10 protein-coding genes and 1 tRNA gene are annotated in these 13643 nt (G+C 65.1%); 8 read left to right on the top strand and 3 right to left on the bottom strand.

Annotated features, from left to right (window positions below; all coding sequences use genetic code 11):
- Positions 1 to 322: 322 nt before the first annotated feature.
- From IB223_RS07000 to IB223_RS07010, 3 genes are all read left to right on the top strand, one after another.
- Positions 323 to 1939 (top strand): alpha-glucosidase family protein, encoded by a 1617-nt coding sequence (locus IB223_RS07000; RefSeq protein WP_192200879.1) that lies wholly within the window; start codon positions 323 to 325, stop codon positions 1937 to 1939.
- Positions 1940 to 1956: 17 nt separating this feature from the next.
- Complete coding sequence (locus IB223_RS07005) at positions 1957 to 2883, top strand: alpha/beta hydrolase-fold protein (RefSeq protein ID WP_225590831.1); 927 nt, start codon at positions 1957 to 1959, stop codon at positions 2881 to 2883.
- A gap of 318 nt (positions 2884 to 3201) precedes the next feature.
- Positions 3202 to 5964 carry a TonB-dependent receptor gene (locus IB223_RS07010; protein WP_192200880.1) on the top strand — a complete coding sequence of 921 codons (2763 nt, stop codon included), beginning with the start codon at positions 3202 to 3204 and terminating at the stop codon, positions 5962 to 5964.
- A gap of 600 nt (positions 5965 to 6564) precedes the next feature.
- Here the strand turns inward: IB223_RS07010 and mauJ are convergent.
- From mauJ to rnd, 3 genes are all read right to left on the bottom strand, one after another.
- Positions 6565 to 7830: a methylamine utilization protein MauJ gene (gene mauJ, locus IB223_RS07015; protein WP_192200881.1), complete on the bottom strand. Its 1266-nt coding sequence runs from the start codon at positions 7828 to 7830 to the stop codon at positions 6565 to 6567.
- A gap of 468 nt (positions 7831 to 8298) precedes the next feature.
- Positions 8299 to 8374 (bottom strand) — tRNA-Ala (locus IB223_RS07020).
- A 17-nt stretch (positions 8375 to 8391) separates the two neighbouring features.
- Positions 8392 to 9501 carry a ribonuclease D gene (gene rnd, locus IB223_RS07025; protein ID WP_192200882.1) on the bottom strand — a complete coding sequence of 370 codons (1110 nt, stop codon included), beginning with the start codon at positions 9499 to 9501 and terminating at the stop codon, positions 8392 to 8394.
- 243 nt (positions 9502 to 9744) lie between these two features.
- Between rnd and IB223_RS07030 the strand changes: the two genes are divergently transcribed.
- From IB223_RS07030 to IB223_RS07050, 5 genes are read left to right on the top strand one after another with little or no spacing between them, the layout of a single operon-like run.
- Complete coding sequence (locus tag IB223_RS07030) at positions 9745 to 11475, top strand: formylglycine-generating enzyme family protein (RefSeq protein WP_192201284.1); 1731 nt, start codon at positions 9745 to 9747, stop codon at positions 11473 to 11475.
- Positions 11476 to 11492: 17 nt separating this feature from the next.
- Positions 11493 to 12404 carry a M48 family metallopeptidase gene (locus IB223_RS07035; protein WP_192200883.1) on the top strand — a complete coding sequence of 304 codons (912 nt, stop codon included), beginning with the start codon at positions 11493 to 11495 and terminating at the stop codon, positions 12402 to 12404.
- The gene (locus IB223_RS07040) at positions 12401 to 12943 is read left to right on the top strand and encodes an SRPBCC domain-containing protein (protein WP_192200884.1); all 543 of its coding nucleotides are present in this window, start codon (positions 12401 to 12403) and stop codon (positions 12941 to 12943) included. Before IB223_RS07035 ends, IB223_RS07040 begins: the two co-directional genes overlap by 4 nt.
- A 34-nt stretch (positions 12944 to 12977) precedes the next feature.
- Positions 12978 to 13217, top strand: coding sequence for a hypothetical protein (locus IB223_RS07045; protein ID WP_192200885.1), 240 nt, complete (start codon positions 12978 to 12980; stop codon positions 13215 to 13217).
- 21 nt (positions 13218 to 13238) lie between these two features.
- A complete protein-coding gene (locus IB223_RS07050; RefSeq protein ID WP_192200886.1) occupies positions 13239 to 13610 on the top strand; it encodes a hypothetical protein in 372 nt (123 codons plus the stop codon).
- Positions 13611 to 13643 lie beyond the last annotated feature (33 nt).

Genomic DNA, 13643 nt, shown 5'->3' on the forward strand with positions numbered 1-13643 from the left:
CGTGGCGGCATCTTGCAGGCAAGCGCGGACGATTCCATGCTGCACCGCAAACAACGCGTGCATGCGCGACAGCGAACGTCTGCTCCGTTCCTTCGCACGTGCCCAACGCAAAAGTCCTTGTGCCACATGGCTTTCAGGGCATCACGCAACCTTCGTCGGTGATCGGGCGCGCGCACTGCATGGCGCACGCGTCATGCCATCTGCATACGTATTCATGCACGCCCATGACGACCTCCTCTCACGCATGCGGGTGGCTCGTGGAATAGTGGCGCCCGCCGAGCGCACCGGAGGGGTGCGCCGCGCATTGCGGACGGGTGCATCGATGACGAAGAACAACTGGTGGCGTGGCGCGGTGATCTACCAGATCTACCCCCGCAGCTTCCTGGACACCAACGGGGATGGCGTGGGCGACCTGCCGGGCATCGTCGAGAAGCTCGACTACATCGCCGGCCTGGGCGTGGACGCGATCTGGATCTCGCCGTTCTTCAAGTCGCCGATGGCGGACTTCGGCTACGACATCGCCGACTACCGAGACGTGGACCCGCTGTTCGGCACGCTGGCCGATTTCGATCGCCTGCTCGCCAAGGCGCACTCGCTGGGCGTCAAGGTGATGATCGACCAGGTGCTGAGCCACTGTTCGGTGGACCATGCGTGGTTCAAGGAGAGCCGCGAGAACCGCACCAACCCCAAGGCCGACTGGTACGTGTGGGCCGATCCGAAGGAAGACGGCACACCACCCAACAACTGGATGTCGCTGTTCGGTGGCGTGGCCTGGCGCTGGGAGCCACGCCGCGAGCAGTACTACCTGCATAACTTCCTCGCCAGCCAGCCCGATCTGAACTTCCACAACCCGGCGGTGCAGCAGGCCACGCTGGACAATGTGCAGTTCTGGCTCGACAAGGGCGTGGACGGCCTGCGGCTGGACGCGATCAACTTCTGCTTCCACGACGCGCAGTTGCGCGACAACCCGCCCAAGCCGAAGGAAAAGCGGGTGGGGCGCGGCTTCAGTCCCGACAATCCGTACGCGTACCAGTACCACTATTTCAACAACACGCAGCGGGAGAACATCCCGTTCCTGGAGCGCCTGCGTGGGTTGCTGGACAAGTATCCCGACGCGGCCGCGCTGGGTGAAATCTCGTCGGAGGACTCGCTCGCCACCACCGCCGAGTACGTCAGCGACCAACGCCTGCACATGGGCTACAGCTTCGAACTGCTGACCGATGACGGCAGCGCCGGCTACATCCGCGACACGGTCGAGCGGCTGGAAGCCGCGATGCTCGAAGGCTGGCCCTGCTGGGCCGTCTCCAACCACGACGTCCAGCGTGCGGTCACGCGCTGGGGCAACGGTGACGCGTCGCCGGCCCTGGCGGCGCAGCTGGTCGCCCTGGTGTGTTCGCTGCGGGGCTCGGTCTGCCTGTACCAGGGCGAAGAACTCGGGCTTCCCGAAGCCGATGTGCCCTACGAAGCGTTGCAGGATCCCTACGGCAAGACGTTCTGGCCGAACTTCAAGGGCCGCGATGGTTGCCGTACGCCGATGCCGTGGAACGATGGCGAGCAGGCCGGCTTCAGCCACGGCAATCCGTGGTTGCCGATCCCGGCGGAACACCGCGCGATCAACGTCGCCGCGCAGGAAGCCGATGCCGGCTCCATCCTCAACCAGGTGCGGCGCTTCCTCGCGTGGCGACGCAGCCAGCCTGCATTGCGCGTGGGCAGCATCCGCTTCCTGGATGCCCCCGAGCCGGTGCTCGCGTTCGTGCGCGAGACCGGGGGCGCGGCGATGCTGGTGGTGTTCAACCTGTCGTCGCAGGAGGTCTCGTGGGCGTTGCCGGAAGGCATCGTGCCGAGCGCGGTCGACAGCCACGGCCTGCCGTCCGGCACCCTGCAGGATGGCGGGCTGATGCTCCCGCCCCGCGGCGTGTACTACGCCCTCATCGACTGAAGCAACGGGACGCGACGATGGGCATGTGTCTGGGCAGGATCGGGATCGCGCTGTTGCTGGTGGCCGCGTCGTTCATCGCGCAGGCGCAAGACCGCGCAGCCTCCATCGCCGCCGCGCAGGCGGTGACGGGCGAAGGCGTCACCGGCACGCTGCTGCGTCACGCGCAGTTCCCTTCCCGCCACGTCGCGGCGAGGAACGTGGACGTCTGGTTGCCACCGGGCTACATGGAAGCGGACGGCGCACGCTATCCCGTGCTCTACATGCACGATGGCCAGAACGTGTTCGACCCGTCGACGTCCTACACCCGCGTGGACTGGGGCGTGGACGAGGCGATGACGCGCCTGATCGCCAACGGACATGCGCGCGCGGCCATCGTTGTCGCTGTGTGGAACACGCCCAAGCGCCTGCAGGAATACATGCCGCGCAAGGCCATCCACGGCGAGACGTTCATTCCCACGCCAGGCGATCCGCCGTTTCCGACGGCCGAGATCGTCGCGGACGACTATCTCGCCTTCCTCGTCACCGAGCTGAAGCCGTTCATCGATGCGCAGTACCGCACGCTCACCGGCCGGGCGGACACGTTCGTGATGGGGTCCAGCATGGGCGGCCTGATTTCGGCGTACGCGGTGCTGGAATATCCGCAGGTGTTCGGCGGGGCAGGGTGCGTATCCACGCACTGGCCGATCGCCGGCGGCATCGTCGAAGGCTATCTGGCGCAGCACCTGCCTGCGCCCGGGGGCAACCGCTTCTACTTCGACTATGGCACCGAGGCCATCGACGCGATGTACGAGCCCTACCAGCAGCGTGTCGACAGTGTGATGCGGGCGCGTGGATATCGTCCCGGCGCGGATCTGCTGAGCCACCGTTATCTGGGCGCCACCCACAACGAGGCCGCCTGGCGCGGCCGCATCGAAGTGCCGCTGGGTTTCCTGCTGCGGCCCTGACGGCAGCTGACATCCACGCCCTTCATGCCTTTCACGCGCGCCCGCATGACTGCGCTGCGCATGCTGAGACCTGTTGCCTGAACAACCGCGGCGATGCCTTGCATCGTGCATGCGCGCGGTCATCCGTGCGCGCGGAACGCGTGTTACATCACGGCGTGGAATATGCATGAATACGTATGCAGCGCGGATTGTGCAGCTGCGCACGCCACTACCATTGCCGCACGTTTCGGGGCACTTGCCCCTGGCGTGGCAGACCCGGGCGATCGCATCGTGCGACGCACCCGGTTCATCGCATACAACGTCCTTGGAGAGGGGAACATGCAACTCAAGCGCAACCTGCTGAGCGCGGCGTTGGCGTCCGCCATCGCGCTCACCGCGACGGGCGTACAGGCCCAGACCGCCGAAACCGCCGACGAACAGACGCAATCGACCGATGCCACCGAGCTGGAAACGGTGGTGGTGACGGGCATCCGCCGCGGCATCGAGAGCGCGATTTCGGTCAAGCGTGACTCCACCTCCATCGTCGAGGCGGTATCCGCCGAAGACATCGGCAAGCTGCCGGATGTCAGCATCGGCGAATCCATCGGCCGTCTGCCCGGCCTGGCCGCGCAACGCGTCGCGGGTCGCGCGCAGGTGATCAGCGTGCGCGGCCTGTCGCCCGACTTCTCCACCACGCTGCTCAACGGCCGCGAGATGGTCAGCACCGGTGACAACCGCAGCGTCGAGTTCGACCAGTATCCGTCCGAGCTGGTCGGCGGCGTGACGGTCTACAAGACGCCCGATGCCGGCCTCATCGGCCAGGGCCTGTCGGGCACCATCGACATGCAGACCGTGCGCCCGTTGAGCTTCGATGCGCCGGTGGGCACCGTCGGCGTGCGCGGCCAGCGCAATTCACTCGGCGCGGCGGCCGATGCGTCCGCCTACGGCGAGCGCATCAACGCCAGCTACATCACCCAGAATGATGCGCGCACGTTCGGCTTCTCGATTGGCTATTCGCATACCACCACGCCGATCCAGGAAAACCAGGTGGGCCTGTATGAGCCGTGGCAGGCCATCGGCGACAACTGGCGCCCGGGCGTCCCGGCCGGCACGTTTTATTCCGACGGCATCAAGGCGCTGCGCCGCACCGGCGAAACCAAGCGTGATGGCGTGATGGCCACGGTGCAGTTCCGTCCGTCGAATGCGTGGACGAGCACGCTGGACCTGTTCCATTCGGAAGCCGAGCAGATCGATACGGCCAACCAGTTCGAAGTCCATATCGGCGACTACAACGGGACGAATGGCGCGACCCGGCTGGACGTCACCAATCCGGTCATCAACGGCGACAACACCTTTACCGGCGGCACCGTCGGCAACGTGTATCCGCTGGTGCGCGGCATGTACAACCGTCGCGAAGACGAGATCAACGCCTTCGGATGGAACAACGAGTTCACGACCGGCCAGGTGCGCATCATCGCCGACGTGGGCTGGTCCCGCGCCAAGCGTGACGAGCTCAACCTCGAGAACAACACGCAGATGCTGCCGTTCCCGCAGTTCGACACGCTGCAGCTGCAGATCCGCAACAACGGCTTCTCGCAGATCAATCCGGGCCGCGACTACTCCGATCCGAATTCGCTTTACCTGACCAACACGATTTACGGATCTGGTTACGGCAAGGCGCCCAATGTGGTCGACGAGCTTCGGACGGCGAAGCTGGCGGCCTCATTTCCCGCGCCAGCCTTCTTCACGGACATTGATGTCGGTCTGAACTATGCCGACCGCGAGAAGAACAAGCGTCAGCCCGAAGGCAACATTGACCGCGGCCCGCAGGGCGACACGACCATTGCGTCGGACCTGCAGTACCGTCCGGTCGACCTCGGCTTCGCCGGTATCGGCTATATCCCCTCCTGGAACGTTCCGGAAGCAGTTGCCCGCTACATGATCTTCAGCCCGAACGCGATCGCTCCGTATCTCGTCGCGAAGTCGTGGGATGTCAGGGAGAAGACCAGCTCCGCTTACATCCGCGGCAACATCGACACCGAGTGGGGCGGCGTCAGCGTACGCGGCAATGCCGGCGTGCAGGTCCAGCACGTCGACCAGGCTTCCGACGCGATCAGGCTCAGTGGCGGCAGCAACCCGCAGCCCATCCACATGGGCAAGACCTTCACCGACGTGCTGCCGAGCATGAACCTGGCATTCGGTTTCGATAACGACCAGACACTGCGTGTCGCGCTGGCCAAGCAGGTGGCGCGCCCGCGCGTGGACCAGCTGCGCGCCTCGCTGGAAGTGACGGCGTCCGACGGCCCGGACCAGAACAACGGCACCGGCCTGCGCAACAGCTTCGCCAGCGGCGGCAATCCGATGCTGGATCCGTGGCGGGCGTATGCGTTCGACGTGTCGTACGAGAAGTACTTCGGCACCAAGGCGTACGTGGCCGCGGCGTATTTCTACAAGGATCTGCAGACCTACATCTACACGCAGACCGACCCGTTCTACGACCTGTCCGCTTATACGTCCGACATCCCGCCGCACCCGAATTTCCCGGGCGTCGGTGTCAACCCGACGGGCAGTTACTCGCGGCCGGTGAACGGCGAGGGTGGCACGCTGCAGGGCCTGGAGCTGTCGGCATCGCTGCCGTTCGACATGTTCAGCGATGCGCTGGAGGGCTTCGGTGCGGTGGCCAGTGCCACGTTCAACGACAGCAACATCCAGATCCGCGACCCGGAGAGTGCGTCCAGCGTGGGTGCAGGCGACATCGATCTGCCGGGCCTGTCCAAGCGGGTCTACAACCTGACGGTGTACTTCGAGAAGAACGGCTTCGAGGCGCGCATCAACCAGCGTCGGCGTTCGGACTTCATCGGTGAGATCGGCAACTTCAACGGCAACCGCACGCTGCGCTACGTGGTCGGCGAGAACATCACCGACGCACAGGTCAGCTACTCGTTCCCGGACGGGCATGCGCTCGGTGGCCTGAGTGTGCTGTTCCAGGCCAGCAACCTGACCGACGAGGCCTACCAGACCTACGCCGGCACCAAGGACCGTCCGCTGGAATACGTCGAGTGGGGCCGCAGCTACCTGCTGGGCGTCAGCTACAAGTTCTGATCCACGCGATACTTTGCTCTCCCAGCCCGTCGGCCCCGTGCCGGCGGGCTTTTTCTTTGGGGGCAAGGCCGGCGCTGCAGGACCGACAACAGAAAAGGCCAGGCATGCGCCTGGCCTTTCGGGTGTTTGGGCCGGTGAGGATCCAACTTCTGACCTCGTCATTGCGAACGATGCCTAGCCCATTGGGTCGCCTATGGTTAAGCCCTTTCGGATCATCAGGATGAGCGATCCTGTCCGGCTTTAAGTTGCCGGGAAGCCACCACAGGGCGGGCGGGGCGATTGAGGCGCAACAGGGGCAGCGGCACGGTGGGAACTGTCGCTCGCAGCCTACTCGGCAGTGATTTCAGTCCCGCTCTAGGACTTCTACCTTTGTTTCAGCACTACTAGCGTCGGGTACGGCCTGCTCGGTCAGCACGATACATGCGAAGGAAAAGGGGGCCTGCAATCACCTTCGAAACTAGCAGGACGCCAAGTAGATTGATCCAGTACAGGTAGCTTGCTGGCACGGATAGAAGGCTCCCCAGCCACCTGCAGGCCAATACAAGTACAACCAACACCGGCAACAGCCTCAGCAGTAGGACAGTCAAGATTTCTTTGATGCTAGGCATGGTCCGATCGCGTCCTTTCATGAATTAATGACCCTAGCTGCTCTATGAAAGGAATCGCTTGCCCGGGGTCATGGAGTGCATTCACTGGCATCACCATTCCGGTAACGCCCCAGACCTTATTGTCGGCTTCATCAATGATCCATGCACACCCGTTTCCCCAAAGTAAGCTGTCGAACTGAAAGAAGGATGCGATCTCATCGAGCTGGGCGCGGGACAGACTGCTGTCCAGCTTCCGAAACATCGGCGGCCCGATTGGGTGAACATCACGGCGCTCAAGGTCAAAGCGGAACTTGATTGCTCCGGCATGCTCTTTGCCGACAAACGTTAGGTCGATTGCCGTAGCACCAACGGCCCAGTCCTCCACTTCCATTCCTCGAATGGCTAGTGTGTCGCCCATCCGTTTCACGACCAGCGTTGCTGGCGATGGGAGCATGAGCTGGGCAGCAGGGATAGGACGATCCTGATATCTGATCCAAGCGAGGACTTGACCGTCCTGTGCGTCGCAAAAGCCTTGAATCCGATTCTGCTGAACTTTTGGGTGCGTCCCAGAATGCGGAGCGTCGACGAACTCCTCGATTGCGAGCCGCGCCAATTCCTTGTACACGACACGATCTAACGAAAACCGATATCGCTCCTGGTCTACATCCGGATCAACCGCATCGTCCTCTTTCGCGTGGGCAACCGCGTGACGCCCTTGCTTGCGAAGGTAGTCGCCGATTGATTCCCTAGTCGACGTCTCAATGGCGTGAATACGAGCCATGGCTTCTGGCGTCACGAGTTTGGGCACAGCAGATTTGAACCAAGCGCCACGCACGTCGCCATTAACGAAGTTTTCGATCACCTTGAAGAAGCTAAGTGCGGCGTAGAAGTCATTGCTTGATGACAAGCCCTCACGGAATAGAGCAAGACCCCGCAAGGCTCGCGGATCAGAAACACGCTCGATCGCCTGAAGGCCAATGTCCATGTAGCTGGACATGGCCGTAAATCTTCTGATTCGGCTATGGACGGGCCTAGTGGGGCTGTACGTGAAGTCAGTGATCGCCAGTGACGATTGCTCCGTCCACGCGATCACAGACGCGAACCGGGAAATCGCCGTTCTAGCCTCTTCGGGCGAGGACAGTGAATTCGTGCGCATGTTCACGGCGATGCCCGCTGCCAGATCATCTGTTGCAGGCAGCAGGAGGAATTCAGACCCCTGAAACCACATCACTTGAAACTGATTCGGCCAAGACGCGCGCGTGTTGATATGGGCCGACATCCAAGGCCCTGTTTCGCTGCAACAATCCAGAGCACGTTGTGTGGTCTGGCTGAAATATGGCCACAAGGGATCCGATTGGTCCATGGCCGCCCCTCGTCCACTTAGTTTTCCTGATGCAGAAGCTACCAGACCCGGAGGTATCAAGCCCCTGTATGGAGTTAGTTCGGAAGGTGGTCTACTTCGAGCCAGTCGGATTGTGGTTCCAGCATCGGTTCTAGGACTTCCATTGCTGTGGGCGAGGATCATCCGCATTTGGCTTGGCGTCCGACCCTGTCACTACGAGTGCGGAGGCGACCGATTCGTTTCGCGAAGAAGTCCCGAGGGTGATTCGTTTGTAAGTTCCGTATAAGTCGGGCTGCCAGGAACAGACCACGCATCCGTGCCTCGACGACGGCTATCTGCGTATGGGCGCTGGATTTCGCAAGTGCCTGAAACAGAAAGCCCCGCCGGAGCGGGGCTTCTTGAAAGTGGTGGAGCCAGGGAGGATCGAACTCCCGACCTCGTCATTGCGAACGACGCGCTCTCCCAGCTGAGCTATGGCCCCACAAGAGCGGCGCCATTCTAGCCCGCGGCCGCTTCCTGTGCCAAGCCCGCGCGGGCCAGGATGGGCGCCAGCGTGGGCTCCAGTTCGCCGCGCCGCCAGCCCGACAGGGCGGCGGGCCACTGGCCCGATTCCTGCAGCGCCTCCAGATACCGGCGCGAGGCCAGCACGCCGTCCGGCAGGCCGAGTTCGGCGCTGCGGGCGGACACCGCATCCTGCAGGCGCTTGACCTGCGCCTTGTCGCCATCGGTGGCGTTGCGCGCCAGCGGCATGCCGGCTTCGTCGTCCAGCGGCGTGGACAGCGTCTGCCAGATGGCGTCGGCCAGTTTGCGGGGCGCCTTGGGCTGGGTGTCGAACAGGCGCAGCAGCGCCGCCTTGTCCATCGGCGGCGTGCGGGCGAGGCCCACCGCGAGCTCGTTGTCCAGGATCCAGCTACGCGGCTTGTCGCTGGCGCGGGCCTGCGTTTCGCGCCAGCGCAGCAGGCGCACCAGCCGCTGCTGCGCGTCGGCATCGAGGAACTGCGCGCTGCGCATGGACAGGTGCGGCCAGCGTTCGCCCTCGTCGTGCGCCGCGTTCTCCACGAAACGGGCACAGTCTTCTTCCAGCCACGCAAGGCGGCCACTGGCTGCCAGTCCGGTCCGGAGCGCATCGTGCACCGCGAACAGATAGCGCACATCGTCGGCGGCATAGTGCAGCTGCGACTCGCTCAACGGGCGGCGCAGCCAGTCCGAACGGGTCTCGCCCTTGGGCAGCACGACGCCGGTGATGCGTTCCACCAGCTTCTGATAGCCCAGGCCGGCGGCCACCCCGCCGATGGCGGCGGCGATCTGCGTATCGAACAACGGCGTGGGCAGCGCATTGCAGGCGAACTTGAACGCGACCAGGTCTTCACTCGCGCTGTGCATGACCTTGGTGATCGTGGTGTCCAGCAGCCACGGCCTCAGCGCATCGGTCATGCCCGGCACCAGGGGGTCGACGAGCAGCACGTCGTCGTCGATGGCGATCTGCACCAGCGCCAGCTGCGGCCAATAGGTACGTTCACGCACGAACTCGGTATCCAGGCCGATCCGCGTGGGCCGGCGTTGCAGCTGCGCGTCCAGCGCGGTGGGGGTGTCGATCCAGTGGGGCACGAAATCTCCGCGTGATGCGTGGTTTGCTCAGTCAGGGGACAATAACCTAAGGTCCGGGCTCAGCCCGTATCGTCTGCCGGTAGTGTCTGCCGGCATTCTCTCACGGGGGCTGCTGGCTCCCATCACGGAGGGTGTTTGCGCGCGATTCTTGCCGCCTTGTTGATCTCGCTGCCGTGGCTCGCCGCGTGTTCGCGCGATGCGGCGACGCCGGACGAAGCGAGCGCCGCCGCCGATGCCGTACGCATGCCCAGCGTGACGGTGACGGGCGATGACAGCGGCGTGGACGAACTGAACTGGCGTCCGCCCGCCGTGGCCCTGGTGCCCGGCGATGTGGCCAATGCCCACCGGCGTGCGGCGCGTGCGTTGTCCGAAGGTCGCCTGTTCGATGGGCCGGATGACGCGATCCCGCTTTACCTCGCGCTGCAACGGCTCGATGCCGGCGATGCGCGCGCGAAGACCGGCCTCGGCCGCAGCCTGGATCGCCTGCTGGACCAGGGCGCGCAGGTGATGCGCCATGCCGAGGACCGCACCGAGGCCCTCCGCCGTGCACGGCAGATCGCCGCCGTGGCGCGTACCGTGGCCCCGGCCGATCCGGCGGTCGTCGCCTATCTCGCGCGGGTGGACGAGGCCGATCAGCTCACCCGCCTGAACGTGGCCAGCGAACGCGCCCTGCGCGAAGGCACGCTGGGCGAGAACGGCGGCGGCGCACTGGCGGGTTTCCGCGAAGTGCTGAAGTGGAAGCCGGGCCAGCCGCGCGCCATGCAGGGGCTGGCCGCCGTGGAGAGCGCCATGATCCGCCGCGCGGAAGAAGCCGCACTGGCCAGCGACTTCGACACCACGCGCCTGTGGCTGGACCATGCCGCCAAGGTCCGCGAGGACGCGCAGACCGTGGCCGATGCGCGCGTGCGCGTGGAAGCCATCCGCATGGCGCGCATCGCCGAACTGCGCGATGCCGGCGTGCGCGACATGGCGACGCCGCTCGGGCTGAAGGAGGCACGCGTGAAGCTGGCCGAGGTGTTGCGCATCGCCGAGCCCGGCAACCGCGTGGCGGCCGATTTCCGCCAGCGCATCGACCTGGCCACGCACTACGGCCTGTTCCGTCCGGGTCAGGCGTTCACCGACGCGCTGCACCATGGTGGCCGCGGGCCGGCGATGGTGGTGGTGCCGCACGGTGGCTTCAGCATGGGCGCGGGCGAGGACGAAAAGGATGCCGCCGATGCCGAGAAGCCCGCCCACTACGTGCGTTTCGACCGCGGGTTCGCGATGGCGCGGCACCCGGTGACGGTGGGCGAGTTCCGCCGCTTCGTGGAAGCCACCCAGTACCGTCCACGCGCCACGCGCCGTGGCCATTCCATCGTCTACGACGAACGCAGCGGCAATTTCGTGCGCCGCAGCGGCGTGGACTGGCGCTCGGACTACACCGGGCAGCCCGCCAGCGACGACATGCCGGTGCTGCACGTCAGCGTGTACGACGCCGAGGCCTACGCCGAATGGCTGGCCGGGCAGACCGGGCACGGCTACCGGCTGCCCAGCGAGGCCGAGTACGAATACGCCCTGCGTGCCGGCCGGCAGGGCCGCTATCCCTGGGGCAACGGACAGCCCCCGCGCGGCGTGGCCAACCTGACCGGGGGCAACGACCGCTCGCCCAGCGGGCGCACCTGGAACAACGCCTTCGTCGGTTACGGCGACGGTTACTGGGGCCCGGCGCCGGTCGGGCGCTTCCGTACCAACGCCTTCGGCCTGAAGGACCTGGATGGCAACACCAGCGAATGGGTCGCGGACTGCTGGCATGCCAGCTACCGGCGCGCCCCGGCGGATGGAGCGGCGTGGTTCAATCCCGGCTGCCGGTCACGGGTGGTGCGCGGCGGGTCCTGGGCCAGTTCGCCGGCGCAGGCACGTGCCGCGTGGCGCTCGTCGTCGGATTCGGATATGACTAATGCGCGGGTGGGCTTCCGCGTCGTTCGCGGCATCTAGCCGCCAGGGAGAGGGTGATGAGGCAAGATCCAAACGGACGCTCGCAGTACGGGCAGGGCGGCGGGCGGCGCGGCGGCGGACTGGGCAACATCCGCTGGCTGATCCTGCTGGGCTTCCTGGTCTATGGCGGGTGCTACTACCTCAACAATCGCGTGGTCGATCCCTACACCGGCGAGAAGGTGCTGATCGACGGTTCCATCGGCGTGGAAGAAGAGAAGGCGCTCGGCCTGCAGGCCTACCAGGAGATCCTGTCGCAGGAGCAGCCGGTCGATCCGAATTCGCAGATCGCGCAACAGGTACGCACCATCGCGCAACGCCTGATCGCGAAGATCCCGGAAGTCGAAGCCGCCATCGCGCAGGAGAAGGGCACCCAGGCCAGCGGCAACTGGAAGACCTTCGAGTGGGACGTCAACGTCATCCAGTCCGACCAGGCGAACGCCTTCTGCCTGCCGGGCGGCAAGATGGCCGTCTACACCGGCCTGATCCCGGTGGCGAAGAACGCCGACGCGGTGGCGGTGGTGATGGGCCACGAGATCGCCCACGCGCTGCTGCGCCACGGCGCGCAGCGCATGTCTCAGCAGAAGCTCACCCAGATCGGCCAGATGGCCGGCGCGATGAGTGGCATGGACCCGCAACAGCAGCAGATGGTGATGGCGGCGATGGGGTACGGCTACCTGCTGCCGTATGCACGCGAGCACGAGACGCAGGCCGACGAAGTGGGCCTGATGCTGGCTGCCGCCGCCTGCTTCAATCCCCAGGAAGCCGTGCCGCTGTGGCAGCGCATGAGCGAGGCCAGCGGCGGGCAGGCACCGCCGGAGTTTTCCTCCACCCATCCCAATCCCGGCACGCGCATCCAGAACCTCACCGCGCTGATGCCCAAGGCGATGGAATACCGCCAGCGCTTCTGCAAGGAAGGCGCCGCGCCATGACGTCGCTCCCGGCAACGCTGTTGCTGGCGGTGCTGTGCGTTGCCGCGCCCGCGCAGGCCGCGATCAAGGACGCGCAGCCGGACGGCTTCACCCTCGAAAACTCGGAGTGGGTGCCTGTCGCCCCGCAGGCGGCCTACACCGCGCTGGTGAAGGAGGTGGGCCGCTGGTGGCCGGCCGACCATACGTGGTGGGGCGATGCCTCGAAGCTCGTCATCACCGACAAGGCCGGCGGCTGCTTCTGCGAGATCAACGGCGCGCAGCAGGCGTGGCACATGACGGTCACCTTCACCGATCCCGGCAAGCTGCTGCGCATGACCGGCGGCCTCGGTCCGTTGCAGGGCATGGGCCTGCACGGCGCACTGGAATGGCGCTTCGTCGAAGAGAACGGCGGCACCCGCATCACCCTGTGGTATCGCGTCGGCGGCTACACGCCGGATGACATGAGCAAGTTCGCACCCGTCGTGGACAAGGTGCAGGGCCTGCAACTGGGTGGCTTGGCCACCTTCCTGCGCAAGGGCACCGACGGCGCCCCACGCTGACATTCACTCCAACGTTCGAGGAAGGGAAGACCGCATGAGCATTCGTTTGTCGGAAAAGGACAGTGGCCGCACGCTGGGCAGCATCTCGCAGGAAGATTTCCAGCTGCTGGTCGACCACATGGAAGAAGAGTCATCCAAGGACCAGGACTACTACGTGGAACACACCGCCATCGATGCACTGGAAAGCCTCGGTGCCAGCGCCGGGTTCGTCGCGTTGTTGCGTACGGCGGTGGGCGAGTCGGACGGCATCGATGTGGTGTGGGCTGAAGAATAGAGCGTACGTTTGGCCGCTCACATGCTGACCGTGACGAAGTCTCCAGTCGCAGCCGGGCCTGCAGTATTCATTGCGCTCTGCGTCGGTGCTCTTCAGATATTGGTCGGCATCCTCGTGTTGGCGTGGGCTTGGCCTCTGTTTGCGGACCCACCGTTCCTCGCGCAGGGGTTGGTCAAGGAGTACCACGACCTCCGTCAGATGCTCCCTCGCGATGACGCGACGCTGACCATGCTGAAGGGGCTGCGCTGGAAGTTGCAGTGGCTGTTTGACCGGCAAACCGAGGGCGTGCTGGTGGGCATGGGCTTGGGCGCTTTCCTACTCGTGTGCGGGGCGGCATTGATCGGGATCGCATGCTGGCCACCCATCGCGCGGAAGCCGCGCAGTGTGGGTTGAGCAGGAGAACGGGATTTGGAAACAGTTCTCAGG

Source organism: Pseudoxanthomonas sp. PXM03 (assembly GCF_014852005.1).
Classification (GTDB): Bacteria; Pseudomonadota; Gammaproteobacteria; order Xanthomonadales; family Xanthomonadaceae; genus Pseudoxanthomonas_A.